General features: G+C 56.5%; 15 protein-coding genes and 3 pseudogenes. 12 read left to right on the forward strand and 6 right to left on the reverse strand.

All coding sequences use genetic code 11. The annotated features are described in order from the left end of the window. Positions 1-216: 216 nt before the first annotated feature. On the reverse strand, positions 217-3,078 hold the full coding sequence (locus MUM_RS0126035) for a DNA methyltransferase (RefSeq protein ID WP_010175817.1): 2,862 nt from the start codon (positions 3,076-3,078) through the stop codon (positions 217-219). A gap of 219 nt (positions 3,079-3,297) precedes the next feature. On the opposite strand from MUM_RS0126035, the pseudogene MUM_RS0126040 reads away from it, so the two are divergent. The 5 genes and pseudogenes from MUM_RS0126040 to MUM_RS01000000132715 form a co-directional block, all read left to right on the forward strand. Then, positions 3,298-3,673: pseudogene (locus MUM_RS0126040) on the forward strand (transposase); the annotation flags it as partial. Between the two features lie 217 nt (positions 3,674-3,890). Beyond that, positions 3,891-6,185, forward strand: coding sequence for an AAA family ATPase (locus MUM_RS0126045; protein WP_010175821.1), 2,295 nt, complete (start codon positions 3,891-3,893; stop codon positions 6,183-6,185). Next, a complete protein-coding gene (locus tag MUM_RS0126050) occupies positions 6,182-8,029 on the forward strand; it encodes a UvrD-helicase domain-containing protein (protein ID WP_010175823.1) in 1,848 nt (615 codons plus the stop codon). Before MUM_RS0126045 ends, MUM_RS0126050 begins: the two co-directional genes overlap by 4 nt. A gap of 284 nt (positions 8,030-8,313) precedes the next feature. After that, on the forward strand, positions 8,314-8,877 hold the full coding sequence (locus tag MUM_RS0126055) for a DUF6990 domain-containing protein (RefSeq protein WP_010175824.1): 564 nt from the start codon (positions 8,314-8,316) through the stop codon (positions 8,875-8,877). Between the two features lie 69 nt (positions 8,878-8,946). Next, positions 8,947-10,320: pseudogene (locus MUM_RS01000000132715) on the forward strand (transposase). A gap of 363 nt (positions 10,321-10,683) precedes the next feature. Here MUM_RS01000000132715 and MUM_RS0126065 read toward each other — a convergent pair. Continuing rightward, complete coding sequence (locus MUM_RS0126065; RefSeq protein WP_010175826.1) at positions 10,684-11,511, reverse strand: hypothetical protein; 828 nt, start codon at positions 11,509-11,511, stop codon at positions 10,684-10,686. A 398-nt stretch (positions 11,512-11,909) separates the two neighbouring features. Between MUM_RS0126065 and MUM_RS0126070 the strand changes: the two genes are divergently transcribed. Further along, positions 11,910-12,854, forward strand: coding sequence for an EamA family transporter (locus tag MUM_RS0126070; protein ID WP_085989927.1), 945 nt, complete (start codon positions 11,910-11,912; stop codon positions 12,852-12,854). A 170-nt stretch (positions 12,855-13,024) separates the two neighbouring features. Here the strand turns inward: MUM_RS0126070 and MUM_RS1000000133580 are convergent, their stop codons facing one another. Both MUM_RS1000000133580 and MUM_RS1000000134345 read right to left on the reverse strand, forming a co-directional pair. Further along, on the reverse strand, positions 13,025-13,525 hold the full coding sequence (locus tag MUM_RS1000000133580) for a GNAT family N-acetyltransferase (protein WP_010175830.1): 501 nt from the start codon (positions 13,523-13,525) through the stop codon (positions 13,025-13,027). Between the two features lie 108 nt (positions 13,526-13,633). After that, complete coding sequence (locus tag MUM_RS1000000134345) at positions 13,634-14,788, reverse strand: hypothetical protein (protein WP_141629550.1); 1,155 nt, start codon at positions 14,786-14,788, stop codon at positions 13,634-13,636. Positions 14,789-15,489: 701 nt separating this feature from the next. Here MUM_RS1000000134345 and MUM_RS0126080 point away from each other — a divergent pair. The 3 genes from MUM_RS0126080 to MUM_RS0126090 are packed head-to-tail and all read left to right on the forward strand — an operon-like array spanning position 15,490 to position 19,555. Next, the gene (locus MUM_RS0126080; RefSeq protein ID WP_010175832.1) at positions 15,490-15,942 is read left to right on the forward strand and encodes a (2Fe-2S)-binding protein; all 453 of its coding nucleotides are present in this window, start codon (positions 15,490-15,492) and stop codon (positions 15,940-15,942) included. Further along, on the forward strand, positions 15,942-18,194 hold the full coding sequence (locus MUM_RS0126085; protein WP_010175835.1) for a xanthine dehydrogenase family protein molybdopterin-binding subunit: 2,253 nt from the start codon (positions 15,942-15,944) through the stop codon (positions 18,192-18,194). The genes MUM_RS0126080 and MUM_RS0126085 overlap by 1 nt, the downstream gene beginning before the upstream one ends. Positions 18,195-18,211: 17 nt before the next feature. Further along, positions 18,212-19,555 (forward strand): c-type cytochrome, encoded by a 1,344-nt coding sequence (locus tag MUM_RS0126090; protein WP_010175837.1) that lies wholly within the window; start codon positions 18,212-18,214, stop codon positions 19,553-19,555. Between the two features lie 325 nt (positions 19,556-19,880). On the opposite strand, the gene msrA is transcribed toward MUM_RS0126090, so the two are convergent. Continuing rightward, the gene (msrA, locus tag MUM_RS0126095) at positions 19,881-20,387 is read right to left on the reverse strand and encodes a peptide-methionine (S)-S-oxide reductase MsrA (protein WP_010175839.1); all 507 of its coding nucleotides are present in this window, start codon (positions 20,385-20,387) and stop codon (positions 19,881-19,883) included. A gap of 242 nt (positions 20,388-20,629) precedes the next feature. Between msrA and MUM_RS0126100 the strand changes: the two genes are divergently transcribed. Together MUM_RS0126100 and MUM_RS0126105 are read left to right on the forward strand one after the other, a co-directional pair. After that, entirely contained in the window at positions 20,630-21,967 is a 1,338-nt protein-coding gene (locus MUM_RS0126100; RefSeq protein WP_010175841.1) for an MFS transporter, read from the forward strand. A gap of 243 nt (positions 21,968-22,210) precedes the next feature. Continuing rightward, positions 22,211-22,678 (forward strand): thiol-disulfide oxidoreductase DCC family protein, encoded by a 468-nt coding sequence (locus MUM_RS0126105; protein ID WP_010175843.1) that lies wholly within the window; start codon positions 22,211-22,213, stop codon positions 22,676-22,678. Between the two features lie 6 nt (positions 22,679-22,684). Here the strand turns inward: MUM_RS0126105 and MUM_RS1000000134830 are convergent. Next, a pseudogene (locus MUM_RS1000000134830) lies at positions 22,685-23,008 on the reverse strand (hypothetical protein); the annotation flags it as partial. Positions 23,009-23,039: 31 nt separating this feature from the next. Between MUM_RS1000000134830 and MUM_RS0126115 the strand changes: the two are divergent. Then, positions 23,040-23,582 carry a GNAT family N-acetyltransferase gene (locus tag MUM_RS0126115; protein WP_141629551.1) on the forward strand — a complete coding sequence of 181 codons (543 nt, stop codon included), beginning with the start codon at positions 23,040-23,042 and terminating at the stop codon, positions 23,580-23,582. The last annotated feature ends 3 nt before the right edge of the window (positions 23,583-23,585 follow it).

Here is a 23,585-nt window from a genome sequence, read left to right on the forward strand (position 1 = left end):
TGGGATGCCTCGGATGGGGTGGTGCGGGGTGAAGAGGTCATGGGCGATACCTTGAGATTGAGGTCGGTAGCGCGTGGAACCACTGCCGGGGGGACATGGTAGACCGGTATGGGAATTAAAGGGCTGGTTTCGGCCATAGGCGGACATTCTTAGATATCTGCATATGGCAAAACGGCGTCATCACGCTCCGACTCAGAACAAAATGCAAATCCTAGTTTAACTACGATGGCCAAAAGCATCAGTACTTACCAGTGATTCAGGATGTGGGTAGGAGGGAGGCAAGCCCGGACCGTTAACCGTTTGTCCAGCAGCAATCTGCGTGGCGACTGCGTGATTAAGGTTGAGCAATCCTTCAAGCAAATCTTGCTTGGCAGAAAAGCCGTAAGCCTTCAGCACCGCGGTATCAAGGATCGCATGAGCGTCTTTGAGGGGGTTCTTACCGGGTACATCAATGGTGCGATAGAGGGCACGAAGACCTCCATCGAGATGTTCCAAGGCTTGATCGCGCACCTGACGCAAATGACGTCCTGCATTCACCACCGCGTCGATCTCGGCAACGCTTACATCTTGCGGCCAAGGAAAGGTATCAAACACTGATTCCGAGGTGTAGCGCGGGTCCGACTTCATATTAGAGCATTTGGCATGAAACCATTTGTAATGTGCAGCCGATTGTAGGATGCCGAAGCTGTAGTCATCAGCGAGGGCAAATACTTGAAGCGCGTCACCGGGACGTATGGTCGCATCAATGAATGTGAAGATTGGACGCTTCGTGACCCGGGAGCAGGTGAGGTAGCGCGGGACTTCTTTGATGGCATCAATCAAATCCTCACGTCGACGCCAATGTTTCCACCAGTAGTTAATAGATGTTGCTCGCTCAGAAGCCTCTGATTTTGCCAACATATCTGGAAGTACGTTTGTTTCCAAATGGGCAAAAACCTTCTTGAAACGCTTGGCTTGGAGAACGTCCATATCGCCAAGGTCGATAATATTGCGGGCGAGCTGGCGACCACTAAGCAGATCATCACCAACCAGATATGGGTGAATGATGACTTGCTCGTTTTCAGGCATCGCGGATTTAGCGAAGTTGTCCAGTAGAAAACCAGAATGACCAGGGGTAATACCTTGGCAAGTAACGACCTGGCTGTTGCAGGATAGTTTTTCTGCAGCCCCCACATCTACCTTATCCGACAACGACGCGTTGATATGCGTCACTATGCGCATATCCAGTTCGTAATCCTTGCTTGCATGTCCGCTACCACGAGCCTTGCGAGCTTTGGGTGCCTGTTCAATCTTGTACCACAACCTCCGGCCTTTCGGCAGCAATGCAGCATCCTGAGATTTAATCCAGTTAGCGATAGAAACGTGTACGTTGGCTTCTCCGGACCAGGGTTGGTTATCAATGGCCTCGATCACAGTACCGCTTGCACAAATGAAGTCTAAACCACCGATGCGACTAGCATTATTGCGGATATTCTGCGTACCAACCAAACCTGCACGCCCAGACGGCCAGTCGTTCATGGTGCTTTCAGCTAGGTGCAGTTCTGCACGGCGGAACCAGTAAACGCAGAAATCTGCCATGCCCGGTACTTCTGGGTAGGCGTTACGCAAACGCTTGACATAGTCTGCACCATGTTTGGGTTTGAGTAGTTTAGCGCCTAGAAATGGAGGGTTACCTATGATCACGTCGACTTCTGGCCAAGGGGTACGAGCTCCGTCATCGAGTATCAAGGCATCACCGATACTGAAGTTGGCGTCGAGATTATCCAGCGGAAGTGCTTGCTCCTGAACATGTAGTTCCTCGATAGCCAACTTGTGCGCCAGCATCATCGTTACCTTGGCTAATTCAACCGCGAATGGATTGATGTCCATGCCGAAAAAGTTACGTGTGGAGACAAAGCCCATCGGCCTCTGGGATGCGTCAATGCTCTTGTACTCACCCATGCGCTCGTAAATGACAGCTTCCAGGCGTTTGATCTCACGGTAGGCGATATAAAGGAAATTACCTGAGCCGCAAGCCGGGTCCAGCACCCTGAAGCTCTCGATACGCATCAGGAGGTGCTCCAGCTCCGTTAGCGTTTTCGCGTTGTCGATGCGCTGCCGCCAAGGCTCGACAATCGTCGGTCCAACCACCTTCATGATGTCCACAGGGCTTGTGTAGTGGGCACCGTAGGCACGGCGCTCGTCGGAGTCCATGCTGTGCTCAAAGATGGCGCCGAATATCTCCGGTCGCACCTGCGACCAGTCGAACTTTGCTGCTTCCTTGAGCATCACAATTTCGTCCGCGCTGAGTTCGATGCGAGCAGGATTGGCAAATAGGCCGCCGTTGAAATAGGGAACACCCTTGAAGCGGCCTCCGGGTGTTCTGCCGGGGGTGTTCATCTCCACGAATAGCTGTCCGATCAGGTCATAGGCAAGCGCCGGATTTGTGCAGTCATCTAGTAGTCGGGTTAAAAAATATTTCTCAAGTAGGCCAATATCTTCTGCGAACAGCGACATTAGGATTTGAAGCGTGAAACGCTGAGCAAGATCACGATCAACATTTCGCTTGATCAAAGAGCGAAAAAGCAGCACTAACTGATCGGCGGCTTTACGTGTGACGCTTTCTTGGTGGTTACCGAAGACAGGCTCTGTGGGAGCAGCGAATAGAAACGCCAGCGGCCCAAATCGCTCTGGCAACTCACTGAGACGGACCTTGTCGACCGGGCTGTCCATCTGGCTATTGAAATCGAAGATCCAGAACTCATCGAAGTTACACAGTACGACATAATTCGGGCGGTTGGGAACCAAGCGGGTCCAGTATGTGAAAGCCTGAGAGTAATGCTTGGAGAGGTCCTCACCGCGCTTTTTCATCTCCACTAACACCACTGGTTTCCAGACCAAATCCGCAAAGCTGGTGCCCTTGTCCGCCTTCTTAACGCGCATTTCGCAGACGGCGCCTGCTTCCTTAAAGCCTGCATGACCGAAGGCTCGAAAAAGTTGATCCAAGAAAATTTGGGCCTCACCTTTCTCATCGCCGATAATGTGATCCGAGCACCATTGAACAAATTGCTGAAGGGGAGCTTTACAGATAGCGGTCATGTCGGATGTGCGTCCTGCAATGGTTAGGAGTTGTGTAGCACGTAAAATTTCGCTGGCTACTGTACTACGCTACGTAAAAATTTATGTTCAAATCGCCATCATTATGGGTACCTCAGGCCGTTTGCCATTCGCGAGCGGCGGCTCCTGGCCCAGAGTGTGTAAAAACGCCTTCGCGAACCCTTGCTATGATTTCTGAGGATTTCATCGCAGGGATCGCCCATGAAGCGCTTTATCCAAGGTAAACATCGAGGCCAAGGCACCTTACTTCTCGAGGGCCTCGACGACTACGTCAGCGTTATCAACCCGGTGCGCGTAGTCCACGTCTTTGTCAATGACACTCGACCTGGTCTCCTTGGGTTTTGACGGTGCTATCCCAGCCGACACAGGCCGGCCTGCTTATCACCCGGCGATCCTGCTGAAGAGCTACATTTACGGCTATCTCAACCGCATCCAGTCGAGCCGACGCCTGGAACGAGAAGTCCAACGCAACGTCGAGCTGATGTGGCTGACCGGGCGGTTGATACCCGACTTCAAGACCATCGCTAACCTCCGAAAAGACAACAGCAAGGCCATCCGGGGCGTCTGTCGCCAGTTCCGCAGCATTTACCGTGCGATCGCTCAGCCAACGAAGGTCGATGATCCAACGATGAGGTCAAAGCGTTTTTACACACTCTGGGCCGAAAGCTGCCGCTCACGAACGACTACTTTCGGCCAAAAAATAAATTTCTCTCCATTGTTCTCTCTTTGATTGTTATAGGCAGCTAGCTATATTGATAGCAAATTGATACTCCTCAGGCTTTCAAGGACGACCCATGCGCATCCAGCACGTAGAGATATCTAACTTTCGAAAACTGCTTTCTGTCCGAATTGACTTCGCTAATGAGACCACTCTGCTTGTAGGTGCAAACAACAGCGGCAAATCCTCCGCTATGCTGGCACTCCGGAGATTTTTGGTTTCGAAGGCTTCTGCTTTTCGGCTCCAGGATCTGACTCTTTGTCATCTCGCCAAGCTGGACGAGATTGGGAAGGACTGGGAGAACCCACCAGCAAACTATGAAATTCCTACAGCCAAGGACTGGGCCGACTGGCTCCCTAGTCTGGATATCTGGGTGTCGGCAGATCAAGGAGAGTTCCACTTCATCCGCGATCTTATACCCAGCTTTGAGTGGCGCGGGGGGCTTGTGGGAATGCGTTTCCTGCTTGAACCAGATGATATGAATACGTTGTACACGGACTACCGCAAGGAGCGCGCGAGGGTTGCAGAGCTTGAGGATGCTCTAGGGAAGGAAGACCCGCCTGGTAGCCCGCTGACACTATGGCCGCAGAGCCTTCATGATTACTTGAACCGTCGTCTGGGAGATAAATTCAAGATTCGTTGGTACCGCCTAGATCCACAACAACTTAAGAAGCCTGACAAGTCGACTCGAATGGCGCAAATGCAGCAATTGGGCCCTACTGCCCTGCCCTTGGAAAGCAATCCTCTCAGTGGATTAATTCGAGTACATGAAATCAATGCACAGCGGGGATTCGGCGACCATTCGGACGACAATCAAGGCGATAGCACTAGACCCAGCGGCGCTCGAAAACTCTCGGAACAACTCAGATCTTATTACTCCCGACACCTTGATCCAGGTGACAGCCCAGATATTTCAGATCTCGAAGCGTTGCGGGCGATAGAAGCAGCCCAGTCGGCATTCGATACGAAGCTAGGTAGCAGCTTCGAACCTGCTATTAGAGAGGTCGAGGGATTGGGCTACCCCGGCCGCAATGACCCACGCATCAAAGTCGCAAGTCGCCTGGCAACAACTGACGGCATGAATCATGAAGCGGCCGTCCTTTTTGAGTTGGATTCAATCCAGGGCGCTCCAGGAGCCCCTCTTCTTCACTTACCAGAGACCGCTAACGGGTTGGGATATCAAAACCTGATATCTATGATTTTCCGGCTGATGGGCTTCAGGGACGAGTGGCTGAGAAAAACCAGGGCCGCCAGCACTGAAGTAATAGACCGCGTCGAGCCCATCCACCTCGTGCTCATTGAAGAGCCTGAAGCCCACCTTCATGTTCAAGTGCAACAAGTGTTCGTGCGCCACGCCTACCAAGTTCTATGCCGAGACGCTTTGCTTGAACGCTACCCAAATCTGAAGACTCAGCTTTTGGTGAGCACGCACTCCAGCCATGTAACACATGAAGTGGAGTACCAGAACCTTAGGTATTTCAGGCGACTCCCAGCTGGGATGTATGGCATCGGTGTACCGGTGTCGACGGTCTCTAATCTCTCTAACGTGTTCGGCGAGGGAACAAAGACGAAGGAGTTCGTAACCAGGTATTTGCGGGCACAGCACGCGGACATATTCTTCGCCGACGCCGTCATCTTGGTAGAGGGTTCAGCAGAGCGAATGATGCTGCCGCATTTTTTGCGAAATAAGTTTCCATTCCTTGACCGCTGCTACATCACAACTCTCGATATCGGTGGTAGTCACGCACACCGACTAAGGCCTTTAATTGACGCCCTTGGCATCCTCACCCTGGTTATTACAGACCTCGATGCAGGGCTTAATAAAGCTGCAAAACCGGTGCAAAGAAACGCAGATCAGATTACGAACAATCCGACGTTGCGGAGCTGGATGAAACTGATGCATCTGGGCAGCACAGTGGATGAGCTGCTTGAGCTGCCAGCGAACCAAAAAGAGCACCAAATCGACGACCTGTACTCGGTACGCATCGCCTATCAAACTCCTATTTCCACCCACCTGCCCGCTACTGGTAAAGCAATACAAGCTCTTCCAAATACCTTTGAAGACAGCTTCGTGCTTAGCAACGCTGGTCACTTTGCGGAAAAGACAAACAGTACTGGTCTGATGAAGGCTTTCGTAAAAGTTTTGAATGAAGCGCAAACATCGGAAGCCGTCGGAGAAGGATTTTTCAACGAATTACGCGAAGGAAAGAAAGCAGAGTTTGTGTTGCTCGTTTTGGGCGACAAAAACTTTCCCAGCCTCGAAATCCCTGAATACATCTGTGAAGGCCTCAACTGGCTTGAGTCCAAATTGCGAAGCAAGCAAAAAGAGCTGCTGGTAATTCCACCCGAGGGCGTGGAGGTGACGCCATGAGCGAGGCACCTATCGCAGATGCCGACACCATTATGCAGGCTTGCCTGAATCTGGCAGACCCGAAGAGTTTTTTTCTTTACGCAGGTGCTGGCTCAGGAAAAACCCACTCACTCGTCGAAGCTATCCGCGAACTCAAAAGTCGCGAGCGAGAACGCCTGACATTCGAGGGCAGGCGCATTGCGGTGATCACCTATACAAACGCAGCCTGCGATGAGATTCTTCGGAGGCTAGAGTATGATCCACTCGTGGAAGTCTCGACCATTCACGCGTTCGCCTGGCGCCTAATCCAAGGATTCGACAACGAGATCAGAGAGTGGCTAAGAATCAAACTTGCCCAGGACATTGAAAAGATCGAGGGCGAGCTAGCACGCTCGAGAGGCGACAATAAAACATCTCGGGCAAACAGACGGAAGCTACAAAGCAAAATACGCAGGCTTGAGACTCTCGACGAGATTACGAAGTTCATCTACAGCCCCGCTGGCGACAACAGAGAGCGGCAAGCACTTAATCACGATGAGGTCATCAAGTTAACTGCAGCATTCGTTCCTGAACGCCCTTTGCTGGATGTTCTAGTAGACCGCTACCCAGTTGTATTGATCGACGAAAGTCAGGACACCCACGCTCCAGTAATGGAGGCTTTTCTGAAAGTCCAGCAATTGGCGCAGACACGCTTCTGCTTAGGGCTACTGGGCGACACCATGCAACAGATTTACGGCCATGGAGTAACGCGCCTTGATAAAGCGATACCGGGTGACTGGCTGAAACCTGAAAAGGTCGTTAATCGCCGCTGCCCTCGTAGGGTGGTAGACCTTATCAACGTGATTCGAAGCACTGCCGACACTCATCAGCAGACCCCAAAACCTGATGCCATTGAAGGCGTAGTGCGCATGTACTGCATTAGTCAAAGCCAAGAACAGGCATCGAATCTTGAGGAAGGAATCGCTCATTCGATGGCTGCAATCACCGACGACGGAGAATGGGCTACCGGCCCTGAAGGCCGAAAGACCTTGATCCTCGAACATAAGATGGCTGGACGGCGAATGGGGTTCGAGAAGCTGTTCACGCCCCTACACGCGGTTGAGCACCTTCAAACAGGCTTGCTGGATGGAACCCTGCCCGCACTTCGCGTTTTCAGCGAAGGCGTTCTTCCCATTCTTACCGCAAAGGACGATCACTTCCTTCTGCTTGAAGCAGTACGCTCTCGCTCTCCTTTGCTCAGTAAGGACGCTATGCAATCAACAGGGGATCAATCGGCCCACATGCAGCGTGTAGAGGAAGCGACGCACGCCCTGCTCTCTCTTTTCGAAAGAAACGATCCAACACTGAGCGAGGTCGCAACGCTTCTGTTGCAAACCCAACTACTTGATGTCCCTGAAAATCTGGTTGGGGCAATGGTGTTGGGAGCTCCTGGTGAGGCTCCAGATCCTGAAGATACGAACGCGATGACCAACTACGCCTACCAGCTATTCCTTGAGCGTCCATTTTCGGAGCTGGCAGCCTTTGCGAGTTATGCGGATGGCCTTTCACCCTATGGTACACATCAAGGGGTAAAGGGGCTGGAGTTTCCACGAGTCATGGTCGTCATCAACGATGAAGAGGCAGGCGGTTTCTTATTCAGCTACGACAAATTGCTGGGTGTAAAAGAACCAACAAAGACAGACCGAGACAACGAGCGTGACGGCAAGGACAACGCACTAGCACGTACTCGTAGGCTGCTTTACGTGACATGTAGTCGGGCTGAAAAGAGCCTGGCGATTGTCGTATATACACCCCAGCCGACGCTAGCTAAGCGAAACGTTGTTGCTGCTGGCTGGCTTCATGAGAGCGAGGTCGAAATCCTGTGAGGCCTTCCTCCTAGGATTGAGTCGCCCTAGTTGCGTAGACGCTTCCGGGCGTCATAGTGAGGCTATATGAGCGAGCTCCCTTTTTTGAGCAGGGCTTCCGCCAGCGGCTGCTTTTGGCCGATTTCTGCCTGTCACGACTGACCGAAGTCGACCGATTCTGTTGAAAAATTAGGTCTCCTGTCGATCTGTAGCGCGCGACGAGCTAAAGCAGGTTGGCTAGAAAGCGCCCCCTTGAGAGCCTAAGAAACCAGTATCATCCGATATGTGATATCGAGAGCAGAACTATGACAGAGAAAGAGGCATGTGCGATTTTGCAAGCACAAGGTTGGGCCTGTGAAAAGGATGAGGTAAGTGACCGCTTTTGCATCAAGTGTTTGGGCGAGATCCAAGTCCAGATCATTCCGACTATAGGGAAGCGCTCGAATCATTTTAGAGTTTCGTTCATGCCCTCCATCTCCTCGACAGCGTTTTCGGATGCTGTCGCGTTCATCTTTGGGGAGGAAAAATATTTTTCACCTGTCATCGTAAGCGACGAAACGCCCCAGAAGTTAGAGACCATTGGCGCTGACGATGTAGTCGAGCTATCTGACAGGGCGTTATCTTGGGCTCAGAATCAAGATATAGATGCGGGCCTGGCGCTCTACAGGTCTTTAACTACAGACGCCAAAGGAGCAATGCCACTCAGGCATCTAGCTGCACTAGCAATTGCGAAAGATGTCGATCAGTTAGAGGATTACAAAAAAAGCTTTGAAAAGGGCGAAAGGCTGGGGTTCGTCCCATACATCACCGTTGAGATGATTGAGCGCTCGCTGCTGATTGCGCAGGGAAATGCTCCCAAGGTTAACTGATTCCCTGAGTAGCTCCATCGACTGATCTGCGGCAAAATCACTCCATCGGCCAGCGGGAGAGTCCGCAGCATGATGGGACAGTTATCGAGTGGGCAGGATCGGCTGTTTTACTCGTTCAACCTTGAAGACCACATCCCAAAAAATCATCTTCTGCGCAGCATTGATCGGTGCCTCGATCTGAGCGACCTGCGCCACTACCTCGCCGATTCCTATAGCCCAATTGGGCGTCCTTCGATTGATCCTGAGTTGATGATCCGCATGCTAGTCGTGGGCTATTGCTATGGCATTCGCTCCGAACGGCGCTTGTGTGAAGAGGCTCATTTGAACTTGGCGTATCGCTGGTTCTGCCGGTTGAGCCTTGAGGATGAAGTACCTAATCACTCCACGTTTTCCAAGAATCGACACGGCCGTTTCCGGGACAGCGATCTGTTTTGCTGTTTTTTTAATGAAGTGCTAAATCGCTGCATGGACGCGGGTCTGGTCAAGGGCGAAGGCTTTGCCGTGGACGCCAGCATCATCAAGGCGGACGCGAGTCGGCAACATGGAGCGCCTAGCGATGAAGAGATCAACTGGCGCGACCCGTCTCTGAGCACTCGCGCTGTCCGTGAATACCTCGAAGCACTCGATGAGGAGGCGCTCGCTGAAGCTCTTCCCAAGCGCTTATCGCTGACTGATCCTTTAGCCCGTTGGACGGCCGCCCCGGGTGGCCCAGCGTTTTTCGCCTATTCCACGAACTACCTGATTGATGTCGAGCATGGCGTGATCATGGATGTAGAACCGACACCGGCTCATCGAACGGCTGAGGTCGAGATTACCAAAACCATGATTGATCGAGTCGAAGAGTTGTTCGACATCAAACCGGATCGCTTAATCGGTGACACCGCATACGGCACAGCACCGATGTTGGCCTGGATGGTGGAAGAGAAAGATATCGAACCGCATGTGCCGGTGTGGGGCAAAATCGAGCGCAAGAACGACAGTTTTTCGAGCACCGACTTCCACTGGAATGACGAGACTGAGGAGTACTCCTGCCCGGCCGGCAACCCATTGCGCAGCGAATAGCGAGCCTTCAAAAATGAGCGCTCACACGTCACCAAAGCCAACACCATCATCTTCCGATCCAGACAGACCGACTGCGCGACGTGTCCGATGAAAACCAAGTTCTGCCCGAACACTGCGTTTCGTAAGATCGCCCGCAGCGTCCATGAAGCTACTCGGGATACGGCCCGGCGCATTGCAGCAACCCCGGCGTCTCAGCGCTCTCGCCACGAACGTAAAAAGGTCGAAATGTTGTTTGCCCACCTCAAACGCATCCTGAAATTGGATCGCTTGCGACTACGTGGCATGAGTGGCGCGACGGATGAATTCACGCTGGCCGCTGCGGTGCAGAACCTACGACGGCTGGCCAAATTTTCATCTCAAGGGCCACCAGTCACGGGATAGGTGCGCCTGCACCAAGCAAAAAACCTCAAATTAACCCAATAACAGAGCAGCAACGGTCAACGAAGGGCCGAAAAACCACTCAATGTGGTGAGTAGGCTATCCAGTGGCAGTCGTGCCTAAGTTTAGGCGATCTGAAAATCCGAATTTTTCAACAGAATCGGCCGATTGCTGCCCTTCGTAACTGGCTGCTTCTGGCGGCAACTGCCGTTGACGAATGACTGTTCTTGAGCCGGAAACGCCTGTCTTAATTTTTGCGCTTGCTTTTGAACAACTATTACCCAGTGCGATAGTGAGCACTCCTCCGAGGCGAACAGCACGCAAAATAGTGCGGTATCCCAAACGAGTCGACAGGCTTCGGCAATGTTAGCTACCGGGCAATATACAATTACCAAACGAGGCGTTATCTGGCAGCGTACCATCGTCAGCAGAAAACTCCGCTTCGCCGTTCCTCAGCGCATCGTAAGTGGTCCGAATCAGGTTATCTGCGCGATTTAGGTCGTCTTCTTCGGCAGAGAATTTTTCTTTTAGCTCCTCAAAGCTGTTGGATGTTCGAAGCGCTCCAATCAACGCCAAATGGCTATCAAGCAGACGCTCGTACCTTTCATGCATTTTGAGTAGGTCCTCAGCCAGGATTACTGGCAGCCCCCCCATGCTCGCCGACTTCAGTTTTTCTCGATAAGCTTCATCTCTTACCAAGCGGCGCTCAGCAGCTTCCACAGCACCTCCGTTGTACAGAGTGTCCACTCTCGTCCGAGGGCCACCCTTCTCCTGACGATGTTTAATCATCTCCCTGAAAGCCTGAATCTCTCCAGAGTTGTTTTCCTGATAGTTTCGTAGCGCGGCAATTGCCCATGCAGGGCAGGTTCGGCTGCTTTTGTGCCCTGGAGCCATTTGCCAAGCTTGGAGGGTCCGTACCGATACCTTACGACCCGGAGTTTCGTTGAGCACGACGACGGCTTTAGCGTAGTCATTTAGGAAAAGCTGTTGGATCAGTCCTTGCAACTCCCATCTATTTTTCTCTTGCTCATACAGTTTACGAAGAGCATCCAGTTCAGTTGCATCGACCTCAGCACCGGCTTCAGAGGGGGAGAATGGAGGCTGATTGGTGGAGCCCGTCACGTCAACGCTGTAGGTCACGCCGGACGGGAGGTGTTTCGCGACACGATTTGGATAGAAATACTGCCAAGCCATAACAATGCTCCTTTTTTGTGCGCACCTTGTGCGCACAACTATATCCTGACGCTTATCTCAATCACAAGCGCTCCTCGAATATAAAGGGAGGTACGTTTTTTCGACTGAATAAACGGATCGATATTGCCTCTTTTACCCATGACTCTTGGGGCGTGTACGCCGGACTAGTCATACGATCACCCCTCTAATGACGACCAGTTCAGAGCTTTCCAAACCAAATTCTCTCGACTAATGAAAGCAGCATCAACCACCATAAATCGCAATCTTTAAGCAGCTGAACGCAAACCACACCTTGCCCATCTGTACCAAACACGCTACAAACCTCACCACCAAGTTGTACGATAACCTAAAAATAATCCCCATCCCCGAAGATGGCGCCAACTCCCCGAGCCCCCACCATGACTCCCCCTGCCCCCACCCAATTCCCCCGCCACATCGCCGTGCTGATCCTTCTCTGCATGGGCTGCGCCTTCGCCGGCAACCACATCGCCGCCCGCGTAGCCTTCGACGATGGCGCCGGCGTCCTGCTGGCCATCCTGATGCGCTCCGGCGGCACGCTGTTAGTGCTGGCGATTCTGGTCCTATGGCAACGCCAAAGCCTGCGCCTCCCCCCAGGCGCCTGGCGCTGGCAAGTGCTGCTGGGCCTGCTCATCGCCACCCAAAGCCTCTGCCTCTACTCCGCCGTCGCCCGTGTGCCGGTAGCGCTGGCCTTGCTGGTCGCCAACGTGTTCCCCATCTTGCTGGCCCTGCTCACCTGGGCACTCGGCGGCCCGCGCCCCACCGCGCGCACGGCCTTGTTGATGGGCTTGATTCTGGTGGGCCTGGTGTTTGTGCTGGACGTACCCGGCCGCCTCTCCGCCAACACCATCCTCGGCCCGGAATGGCTGCTCGGCGTCTCTCTGGCCTTTTGCGCGGCGTTTGTGTTCGCCTGTGCGCTGTGGATCACCGACCACAAGCTGTCCCAGGTGCGCGGTTCGGTGCGCAGCCTGCTGACGATTTTCATTGTGTTCAGCAGCGTCAACCTCGCGGGTTTGAGCGGTGCGCTTGTGGATGGCCTGAACCTGCCGGCCACCGGTACCGGTTGGCTGGCGTTGGCCACGTTGGTGGTGCTGTATGGCACGGGGTTTATCGTGCTGTTCATTTCGGTGCCGCGCCTGGATATGCCGCGTAATGCGCCGGTGATGAACATTGAGCCGCTGGCGACGTTGTTGATGGGCTGGATCGTGCTCGATCAGATGCTCAGCGCCGGGCAGGTGGTGGGCGGGGTGATTGTGGTGACGGGGATCGTGTTGCTGACGTATCGCAAGTCGCCCCAGCCGGCCGTCAAGGCTCAGGTGGCGTAGGTCCGGAGGCGTAACGGATAGGGGGACGGATCTATTTTCAAAGAGGTCCGTCCCCTTTTGACTGCAATGTAATGTGTGTTGTGGGCTTCAAAACCACGAACAAACCGCTCGCGCCCCCGTACTGGATCAAATCGCCCGACGGATCCCTCAGGGTCTGACCCTGTTTTTCCTCAAATTATTTCACCTGCCGGGCAAAGTGTGTTGCTCGCCGTAAGGTGCTGACGGACATAATAATTGTCGAACTCAGTGCTTTCGACGAACTGGAAGCCGTGGCGGATGTAAAACCGATTCGAGGCGCTTTCTTTGAGGGCTCCCACTTTAATAGGGAGTGCGGCTGCATCTGCGGCTTTGAAAATCTGAGTGAGCACAGCAGAGCCGATCCCCGAACCTTGCGCGCACGGCCTTACGTAGAAGTGGTCGAGCACGAGTTCAGTGGGGTGGTGCTTGACCACTACAAAGCCAACCCTCTCTCCAGATACCTCAATGTAATGGGTATTGTGGGCCTCAAAACCGCTAACAAACCGCTCGCGCGCCCTTACTGGATCAAATCGCCCGACGCGCTCCAGACTTTCGCGCCTGGCGTCGATTCGGATGGCGACAAGGTCGTCCAGGTCGCTTTGTTGAGCGCGGACTAACGTCACTGCAGCGTGTTGATTAGGTTTGATAGGCATATGTTGTGTTGCGCTCTACGTAGCCACCTGGGAGGGCGAGTATAGAAAGAGCGGATCAGATCACGCGCCACAATTTTCTATCGTGGTCTGACCCCATTTTTTCATTGTTTACAATGTTGAATCGCCGGTGCCAGATTCAGCTGACTGCAAATGTACAGTCTCAGAGATGTGGCCCCACCAGTTGAGGAGGGCCCCGCGAACAAAGTAATGAAATGTGTGGAGTGAAATAGGGGCGTCTTCGGGAACCCAACTACCATTCATCGTATGGACGGCTAAGGAAGTAATAGCCCGCTCAGCTGGAGCAATGTCTCCATGCTGATCTGGCTCTCTACACATCGGCGGTGGAAAAGGAACTCCGGCGTGCAGGGCTTTCGATCTAAGTGCATAGACCTTATTGAGAATTTTTTTCAAAGATGCCCATCTCCAATCAATCCGGCGCCAATCAGCATTGGGCCGTACAGGTGGCTCCGCAGGCATAAACTCTTCGCAGAACAGGAGAAATTTCTTTGTCGACCCGAATAAATCCTTGAGGTCTATTGCAGCTTTTTCTAGTAAGTCCTCGCCGCCCGAATCTAGCAGTAGTTGAGCTAATCCAGCCTTCAGCTCCCTAAGGTTTTCGATAGGCGACCCGCTGCTAGCAAACCGCGCATTCGCGGCAATTTCTATCGCTGAGACAAACAACAACCAAGCTAAATGAGGCTCCGCTTCCGCGATCCAAAGCGCGTCTTGGTAAGCTCTCGCCGCTCTAACCAATTCAACATAAAGCTCAGGCTTTATATTTGGTACCGTGGATAGAAGAGGCTGAACCTCATTAAGATTAACGCTTGTAGGCATTGGTATTTTTGGACGTCCAAGACTTACAGAGAGGGACGGCAACGGGCGCCATCGCGACGCTTGAAAGCGCCCATAAGGGTCACTCCCATCAAAATATCTATTTGCATCGCCGGCTTTCAGTCGAATCCCCAACGCAAGTGAAGTCAAAGCTGCTATTTCTTCCGCCAGGCTACCCCCGTGATAGCGTGCGATATCAGTCTTGAGCTCGCCGTCTACACGAAAGGAATAATTGAAATCCTCAAAAATAAAAGATCGCAATATGATAACGATCTCGGCAGTATTCCTCGAGTGCATAGGCAAAGCGTTAAGAAGCGTGTATGGACCCAAGCCTTCGCTGATCTCACCTGTGATGTCCACGTCAGAATAGAAAGGATATTCCGAGCCGCCATAGCAGACACGGTTCTCTGAGACTCCTTCGGCAAACTTCAACCAATTGGATTGTGATGGAAGCTCCCTAGGGGCCCCTATTGGGATGATGGTTTCTATATGATCTCTCCTCGGCCGTTTTCTCGACATACTACGCTTACATCTGCTGCCCCTAGGTCAGCCCTAGGCTTAGTACCAAAGATTAGTTTTTCTAGGAGCATTGTGCCCGACCTTACCTCCGACAAACGTATCCGATAGCCCCACTATTTGAGTGTTGCGGTTACCAGTGCCGCTCTAATGACATAAGACTAACGTAGGGAAGCGTTGATTGCAGGCGTTCGCTAAAACGCGAGCTGGTTTGGCGCTAAATGCATCTAAGTCCTTTTGGCTGGGACCACATGATCCGGGGGGTGACCACTTGGGGTCGAAAGCAGCCATCAGTGAAAGATAGCTACCCGCCAAATCCGCTATCCCATTGGCCTCGGAAAAAACCCACTTCTATGAGGTCACCAACGTAAACCACCGACCGCTCCCCCGCCCCTATCGCAATCCTGTCGAATACTTGCCTAATCCTCCGACCTTTCACCCCCTCGCATAGCGCCCCCCGGACCTACGGTCTAGAGTCAATCCAGTATCCCTCTACACTACTCAAGCTACGTGCGTTCGAACCAAACGGGCCATCGATGCCCAGCGGCGGAGCCCAGCCTCGCCGCCTGAAAAATACTAAAAAAATGCAACACCAACCGATGATCAGCGGGTGAGCCATGGAATTACGAATTAACCAGCAGACCCACCAAGTCGACGCAGAACCCGACACGCCTCTGCTCTGGGTCATCCGCGACAACCTGGGCATGACCGGCACCAAATACGGCTGCGGCCTGGCGCAGTGCGGTGCGTGCTCCGTGCTGGTGGACGGCAATGTGGTGCGTTCCTGCGTCACGCCGGTCTCCGGGGTGGTTGGTCGGGAGATCACGACCATCGAAGCCATCGAGTCGGATGCTGTGGGCAAGCGGGTCGTTGCCACATGGGTCGAGTATCAGGTCGCTCAGTGCGGTTACTGCCAGTCCGGCCAGGTGATGGCGGCTACGGCGCTGCTCAAGCACACGCCCAAGCCGAGCGATGCGCAGATTGAGGCCGCGATGGTCAATCTCTGCCGCTGTGGCACCTATAACGCGATTCATGCGGCGGTGCATGACCTTGCGAAGGGAGAGGCCTGATGAACGTTCGCATTGATCCCGCTGCCCTGCCCTTGGTCGCAGCGTTGACTGATCCGGTGAACCTGTCGCGCCGGCGTTTCCTGGCCAGTACGGCCGTGGGTGCGTTGGTGATTGGTTTTGGTCTGCCGCTGGGTTCTGGCCGGGTGCAGGCGGCCACTGCGGCCGCCGCCGGTGAGCGCGGTACGCAGGTGCCGGCGTTCCTGGAGATTCGCCCGGACAACACGATTCGTTTGCTCAGCCCGTTTATCGAAGGCGGCCAGGGCACGTTCACGGCGATGGCGCAGATTGTCGGCGAGGAGTTGGACGCCGACCCGGCCACGTTCCTGGTGGAGTGTGCCCCGCCCGGCGAGGCCTTTGTGGTGATGGAAAATGGCATGCGTATCACCGGCGGCAGTATGTCGGTGCGCATGAGTTACCCGACAATGCGCCGGCTGGGGGCGTTGGCCCGGGCGATGTTGCTGGAGGCCGGGGCGCAGGCGTTGAAGGTGCCGGTGGGCGAGTTGTCGACCGAGCCGGGCAAGGTGGTGCACGCGGCCTCCGGGCGGTCCCTCACGTATGGCGAGTTGGCCGGGCGGGCGATGGACCTGCCAGTGCCGGACGTGGCCAGTGTGAAGCTGCGCGACCCGAGCCAGTTCCGCTGGATCGGCAAGCCGGTGAAGCGTCTGGACGCGTATGACAAGTCCACCGGCAAGGCGCTGTACAGCATTGATATGAAGGTGGACGGCATGCTCCACGCGGCGGTGCAGCATGCGCCCCGCTTGGGCATGACGGTGGGCAGCCTGCGCAATGAAGACCAGGTCAAGGCCATGCCGGGGGTGCATTCGGTGCATCGCCTGCCGGGTGCGGTGGCGGTGGTGGCTGAGCGCTGGTGGCATGCCAAGCGTGCGGTGGAGTCGATTCAGGTCGACTGGCTGGAGCCTGCGGCCGACTCGAAAGTGCGCGGGATGCCGAAGGACTTTTCAAGCGACGAGCATTTCAAGCGCCTCGCTGCAGAAACCGGCCCGGCCCGGGATGATGAAAACGAGGGTGATGTGGCCGGCACGCTGGCCAATGCCAAGACCAAGGTCGAGGCCACGTACCACAACCAGTATCTGCACCATGCCCAGCTTGAGCCGCCTTCGGCGCTGGCGAGTTTCAATGCTGACGGTTCGCTGGAGATCTGGCTGCCGAATCAGGCGCAGGATATGTTCCTGGCCGATATCGCCAAGCGCACTGGCCTGGCGCCGGAGCGGATTACCCTGCATTCGCCGTTGTTGGGCGGGTTTTTCGGGCGGCATTTCCTGTATGACTCGGCCAGCCCTTACCCGCAGGCCATTGAGTTGGCCAAGGCGGTCGGGCGTCCGGTGAAGATGATCTGGAGCCGTGAAGAAGAATTCCTGCGGGACGTGCTGCGCCCGGTGGCGGCGGTGAATTTCCGTGGGGCGCTGGACGGTGACGGCTGGCCGGTGGCGATTGAGGCGGTGAGTGCCACCGAGGGGCCGACCGAGGCCCTGGCCGGTAAACAGGGCGAGAAGCTCGACCCGACGGCGCTGGAGGGTTTGTCCGGGAAGTCGTATGCGATTCCCAACAAGCGCATCGCGCAAATTTATGTGAAGGGCCCGGTGATGCTGGGCTACTGGCGGTCGGTGGGTAACTCGCTGAACGACTTTTTCTACGAGTCGTTTCTGGATGAGCTGGCGGACAAGGGCGGCAAAGACCCGTTCGAGTTGCGCCTGCATCTGCTGCGGGATAACCAGCGGCTGACCACGCTGCTGAAGGCGGTGGGCGAGTTGTCGGGTGGCTGGAAACGCGGCCCGTTTGTTGCCGAAGACGGCAGCAAGCGTGCGCGGGGGGTGGCGATGGCCTCGCCGTTCGGCACGCAGACGGCGGTGATTGCCGAGGTGTCGATCGAGAACGGGCAGGTGAAGGTGCATGACATCTGGCAGGCGATCGACCCGGGCAGCATCGTCAACCCGGCGATTGTCGAGGCGCAGGTGAATGGGGCTGTGTCGTTGGGCTTGTCCCAGGTGCTGTTGGAAGAGGCGGTGTATGTGGACGGCTTGCCTCGGGCGCGTAACTACGATTTGTACCCGGTGCTGCCGCCGTCGCGGATGGCGCGGGTGCACGTGCGCGTGATCGAGAGCGGGGAAAAAATGGGCGGCATTGGCGAACCGCCGTTGCCGGCCGTGGCACCCGCCGTGGCCAACGCCGTTGCGGCGTTGACGGGGCAGCGCGTGCGCAGCATGCCGTTAAGCCGCCACTCCTTTACCTGACCGGGGCCTGAGCACTTATGAACAACCGCCGATTCGCAAGAACCGTTGGCTGGCTGGCGCTGCCGTGCCTGGTCGCGGCAGGCCTGCTGGCCTGGTATGTCACCCGAGAGCCTGCTTCATCGCTGTCCGCCGGGCCCGTCGCCACGGAGCCGGCGCTGGTCGCCCGAGGCGAGTACGTCGCCCGGGTCAGCGACTGTGTGGCCTGCCATAGCGTGCCCAACGGCGCGCCCTTTGCCGGAGGCCTGGAGATGGCCACGCCGCTGGGGGCGATCCATGCCACCAACGTTACGCCAGACCCGGAAACCGGTATCGGCCGCTACAGCCTCGCGGACTTCGACCGCGCGGTGCGCCACGGTGTAGCGCCGGGTGGGCGCCGGCTGTACCCGGCGATGCCGTATCCGTCCTATGCCAAGCTCAGCGACGATGATGTGAAGGCGCTGTACGCGTTCTTCATGAAGGGCGTGGCACCGGTACGGCAGGCCAATGAGCCGAGTTCGATCCCGTGGCCGCTGAATATGCGTTGGCCCATCGCGCTATGGAATGGCGTGTTTACCGACAGCCAGCCGTACGTCGCCAAGGCTGGCAAGGACGAGCTGTGGAACCGTGGCGCCTACATCGTGCAGGGCCCGGGGCATTGCGGCAGTTGCCACACGCCGCGGGGCCTGGCCTTTAACGAGAAGGCGCTGGATGAAAGTGGCAAGCCGTTCCTGGCCGGTGCCTTGCTGGATGGTTGGTACGCACCAAGCCTGCGGGACGATCACAACACCGGCCTGGGGCGCTGGAGCGAGCCGGAAGTGGTGCAGTTCCTGAAGACCGGTCGCAATAAACATGCGGTGGTTTATGGCTCGATGACCGAGGCGTTCAACAACTCCACGCAGTTCATGAGCGACGATGACCTGGCGGCGATTGCGCGCTATCTCAGGTCGTTGCCGGGGGACGAGCAGCGTGATGGGGCGGCCTGGCAGTATCAGGCGGTGTCGGCTGCGGCACGCCTGGATGTGCCGGGCGCCCATACCTACGTGACCCGCTGCGCCTCGTGCCACGGGTTGGAAGGCAAAGGGCAACCGGACTGGATGCCGCCGCTGGCGGGTGCCACCTCGGCGCTGGCCAAGGAGAATGCTTCGGCGATCAACATTACCCTCAACGGCTCACAGCGCGTGGTGGCGGCCAATGTGGCGGATGCTTATCGCATGCCGGCGTTCCGGGAGCAGTTGTCGGACCAGGAGATTGCCGAAGTGCTGACGTTTGTGCGCGGCACCTGGGGCAATCAGGGCGGAGCGGTGGATGCGAAGGCGGTGGGCAAGTTGCGTGAGCACACGGGCCCGGCGAGCAGCAGCCCGATCATTCTGCAGATGCGTTGAGGGGTATGGTGCCCCCCCTGTGGTGAGCGGGCTGTGGTGAGCGGGCTGTGGTGAGCGGGGCTGTGGTGAGCGGGGCTGTGGTGAGCGGGCTTGCCCCGCGCTGGGCTGCGAAGCGGCCCTAAAACCAGCCACCGCATGGTGCCTGACACTCTGTGGTGGCCTTATTGGGGCCGCTTCGCAGCCCAGCGCGGGGCAAGCCCGCTCACCACAGGCCTGCTCACCACAAGCCCGCTCACTACAGTCCGCTCACCACAAAGGGATTCTGTGCCAGCTGCAAGCGTTGTGTAGATACCTGTGTTCATCAGGTACGCCCGCCCCCACAGTTTTAACCGCGTTTCGGCAGCTTCCAGTTCGGCCGAATAAAGTGGCAGGTGTAGCCGTTGGGAATCCGCTCCAGGTAATCCTGATGCTCCGGCTCCGCCTCCCAGAACGGCCCCGCCGGTTCGATCTCGGTCACCACCCGGCCCGGCCACAGCTTTGACGCATCCACATCCGCCGCGGTGTCTTGCGCCACGTCGCGCTGCTGTTCGCTCAGGTAATAAATCGCCGACCGGTAGCTCGGCCCCAGGTCGTTGCCCTGGCGGTTGGGCGTGCTCGGGTCGTGAATCTGGAAAAAGAACTCAAGAATCTGCCGGTAGGTGATCACCGCCGGGTCGAAGACGATCTCGATGGCTTCGGCGTGGTTGCCGTGGTTGCGGTAGGTGGCATTCGGCACGTCGCCGCCGGTGTAGCCGACGCGCGTTTGCAGCACGCCGGGGTAGCGTCGCAACAGGTCTTGCATGCCCCAGAAGCAGCCGCCGGCGAGGATGGCGGTTTCGGTGTGGTTGGTCATGGTGTTCTTCCCCTGGATGGATACAGCCCTAGTTATGGGGCCGGGTTGAGTAATACCAAGGCTGAACCGCGGGTTACCCGCGCCGCCCGTCGACAGTCCCCGCGCCTTAACTGGCCCAATTCCTGCGTACTCCACACCCGCCAAGTCGCTACTGACTACGCGGACGACTCTTTTGAGCCCCGCCACCCACCCCCTGCCCCCGATAATCAATCATCCCCCTACCACCGCCGAGGCCTTCCCCCATGACGAGCCCCTCCACCGAACAGGTCAGCCCCCAAACCCTGCGACGCGTGATCATCGCCGCCGGCATCGGTAACTTCGTCGAGTGGTTCGACTTCGCTGTCTATGGCTTCCTCGCGACCACCATTGCCCAACAGTTCTTCCCCAGCGGCGACGCCAGCGCGGCGTTGCTCAAGACCTTCGCGGTATTCGCGGTGGCCTTTGCCTTCCGGCCTCTGGGCGGGATTTTCTTCGGCATGCTCGGCGACCGGATCGGGCGCAAACGCACGCTGGCCATGACGATCTTGCTGATGGCCGGCGCCACCACGCTGATCGGCCTGCTGCCCACCTACGCCGCCATCGGCGTGGCGGCGCCGATTCTGTTGTCGCTGATCCGCTGCGCCCAGGGCTTCTCCGCCGGCGGTGAATACGCGGGCGCCTGTGCGTATCTGATGGAGCACGCGCCGAGTGACAAACGCGCCTGGTATGGCAGCTTTGTGCCGGTGTCGACCTTCTCTGCCTTCGCCGCAGCAGCCGTGGTGGCTTATGCGCTGGAAGCGTCGTTGTCGGCCGAGGCGATGGGCAGTTGGGGCTGGCGCTTGCCGTTCCTGATCGCCGCACCGCTGGGCCTGGTGGGGCTTTACCTGCGCTGGAAGCTGGATGAGACGCCGGCCTTCCAGGCGGTGAAGCAGGAACACGCGGTCGCCCACTCCCCGCTCAAGGAAACCCTGCGCAACCATGGTGCGGCGATCTGCTGCCTGGGCGCTTTTGTATCGCTCACGGCGCTGTCGTTTTATATGTTCACCACCTACTTCGCGACGTACCTGCAAGTGGCGGGCGGACTGAGCCGGGCGATGGCGTTGCTGGTGTCGCTGATTGCGCTGATTTTCGCAGCGGCGATTTGCCCGCTGGCGGGGTGGTATTCGGACCGGGTGGGCCGTCGGGTCACGGTGATGACGGCGTGTGTGTTGTTGATCGTGGTGGTCTATCCGTCGTTCCTGATGGCCAGCTCCGGCTCGTTCGCCGCGTCTGTGGTCGGGGTGATGTTGCTGGCAGTGGGCGCGGTGCTGTGTGGGGTGGTCACGGCGGCGTTGCTGTCGGAGACCTTTCCGACCCGCACGCGGTACACGGCTTCGGCGATTACTTACAACATGGCTTACACGATCTTCGGCGGTACGGCGCCGCTGATGGCGACGTGGCTGATCAGCACCACGGGCAGCAATCTGTCACCGGCGTTTTACCTGATTACGGTGGCGTTGCTGGCATTGGCGGGCGGGTTGGCGTTGCCGGAGACGTCGCGGATTTCGCTGCATGAGGTGGGCACCGAGGAAAAAGGCGCGGCGGCAGTCTTGTCGCGTTAAGTGAACACAATACCCAAGACAACAAACATCCCCTGTGGGAGCTGTCGAGCTTTAGCGAGGCTGCGATAGCGGTGGCTCAGGCAACAGCAATGTGGGCAGTGCCGACGCCATCGCAGCCTCGCTAAAGCTCGACAGCTCCCACACTGGAATATCCTGGTTTATTGGATCTCCACTCCCTGAGTAAACAGTGCGAACGAACGCGGGTATGATCCAGGCTGACCCGGCCCGACTGGACCCACCCTCATGCCCGCCTCCCAAACCCGCCCCACCCCCGCGCCACTGCTCAAGCCCGGCGAAACCGTGGTGTTGTTCGACGGCGTGTGCAAGCTGTGCAACGGCTGGGCAAGGTTCCTGATTCGCCATGACCGCGACCACCACGTGCGGTTGGCGGCGGTGCAATCGCCCGAAGGTCAGGCGCTATTGGCCTGGGCCGGGCTGCCGCTGGATCAGTTCGACACCCTCTTGGTGATCCGCGACCGACACTATTGGGAGCGTTCGGAGGCGGTGTTCGAAATCATTGCGCAACTGCCTGCGCGCTGGCGCCCCTTGCTGGTGCTGCGGGCCATCCCGCGCTTCGTTCGGGATTGGGCTTACGATCGCATCGCGCGCAATCGCTATCGGCTGTTCGGAAAGTACGATACCTGCCTGTTGCCGGACCCGGATCATGAACGGCGGTTTTTGAATGACCCGACAGCTGACCGCAGTAATTAATCGCCTTCCCAACAGAGCCTGTGTGACCTGCTCAATGTAATCAAATACCTCAGACTGAACCGAGTATTGATACTGCTTACGGCAATTCTTCGAGACTGTGCCGTTATTGGTCAGACACATCATCACAAGGTTGACCAAGTCACTACCACGTACGTCATAGGCTTCATTGACGGTGCGCACGACGCGGTCATAATTCTCAAGGAAGATCGTCACCTCGCGCTTCATTGCAACAGAGACCGGCAGTAACAGGCCGTTCTCCAGCGCGCCGGCGCGGCACAAGGTTGGGTGGATCAGAAAACGGGAAAGGCGCCCGTTACCGATGCTTGAGGGCCAACAGCAGATCAACAAGGAGCGTCAAATAATGGAGCTATACACCGAACGGCTTTACATGCGGCAACTGGAAGCCGGCGACTGGGACCTTTTCCTCGCGTTGCACACCGACCCGTCAGTGATCCAGTACGTGTGCGACGCCCCCTGCGAAACCGAAACCCGAGAGAAATTTGAATCCCGGTTGCCGCAATGGCTGCCAGGCGCCAGCCATTGGTTGTGCCTCGTCGTCTTCGACCGGCACAGCGGTTGTGCCGTAGGGGTCACGGGATTAAAGCTGGCAACCGATGAAGAGGCGACGGCAGAAGTCGGTTACCTGTTTCTCGCCGGGCATCAAGGAAAGGGCTATGGTTTTGAATCCCTGCAACAGTTGGTGAACTATGCCCGCGAAACGCTTGGGCTGAACACGCTCACGGCCGTCGTGACCGAGGGAAATGCTGCCTCTTGCCGCCTTCTTGAGAAGTGCGGCTTCCTGTTTGAGCAACGTCATTGCGACGCTTATCACATCAATGGGCAGTTACTTGATGACCTCCTCTACCGGCATCGGATAAGCGAGTCTCTGGATAACGGTCAATAGAAG

This window comes from Pseudomonas sp. PAMC 25886, from assembly GCF_000242655.1.
Taxonomy (GTDB): Bacteria; Pseudomonadota; Gammaproteobacteria; order Pseudomonadales; family Pseudomonadaceae; genus Aquipseudomonas.

What these genes read in the sequence shown, in the direction of transcription:
- MUM_RS0126100 (WP_010175841.1), top strand. Translation starts at nt 20,630, where the DNA reads ATGACGAGCCCCTCCACCGAACAGGTCAGCCCCCAAACCCTGCGACGC.
- MUM_RS0126105 (WP_010175843.1), top strand. Translation starts at nt 22,211, where the DNA reads ATGCCCGCCTCCCAAACCCGCCCCACCCCCGCGCCACTGCTCAAGCCC.
- MUM_RS0126085 (WP_010175835.1), top strand. Translation starts at nt 15,942, where the DNA reads ATGAACGTTCGCATTGATCCCGCTGCCCTGCCCTTGGTCGCAGCGTTG.
- MUM_RS0126055 (WP_010175824.1), top strand. Translation starts at nt 8,314, where the DNA reads ATGACAGAGAAAGAGGCATGTGCGATTTTGCAAGCACAAGGTTGGGCC.
- MUM_RS0126065 (WP_010175826.1), bottom strand. Translation starts at nt 11,511, where the DNA reads ATGGCTTGGCAGTATTTCTATCCAAATCGTGTCGCGAAACACCTCCCG.
- MUM_RS0126080 (WP_010175832.1), top strand. Translation starts at nt 15,490, where the DNA reads ATGGAATTACGAATTAACCAGCAGACCCACCAAGTCGACGCAGAACCC.
- MUM_RS0126070 (WP_085989927.1), top strand. Translation starts at nt 11,910, where the DNA reads ATGACTCCCCCTGCCCCCACCCAATTCCCCCGCCACATCGCCGTGCTG.
- MUM_RS0126115 (WP_141629551.1), top strand. Translation starts at nt 23,040, where the DNA reads ATGGAGCTATACACCGAACGGCTTTACATGCGGCAACTGGAAGCCGGC.
- MUM_RS0126035 (WP_010175817.1), bottom strand. Translation starts at nt 3,078, where the DNA reads ATGACCGCTATCTGTAAAGCTCCCCTTCAGCAATTTGTTCAATGGTGC.
- MUM_RS1000000133580 (WP_010175830.1), bottom strand. Translation starts at nt 13,525, where the DNA reads ATGCCTATCAAACCTAATCAACACGCTGCAGTGACGTTAGTCCGCGCT.
- MUM_RS0126045 (WP_010175821.1), top strand. Translation starts at nt 3,891, where the DNA reads ATGCGCATCCAGCACGTAGAGATATCTAACTTTCGAAAACTGCTTTCT.
- MUM_RS0126050 (WP_010175823.1), top strand. Translation starts at nt 6,182, where the DNA reads ATGAGCGAGGCACCTATCGCAGATGCCGACACCATTATGCAGGCTTGC.
- msrA (WP_010175839.1), bottom strand. Translation starts at nt 20,387, where the DNA reads ATGACCAACCACACCGAAACCGCCATCCTCGCCGGCGGCTGCTTCTGG.
- MUM_RS0126090 (WP_010175837.1), top strand. Translation starts at nt 18,212, where the DNA reads ATGAACAACCGCCGATTCGCAAGAACCGTTGGCTGGCTGGCGCTGCCG.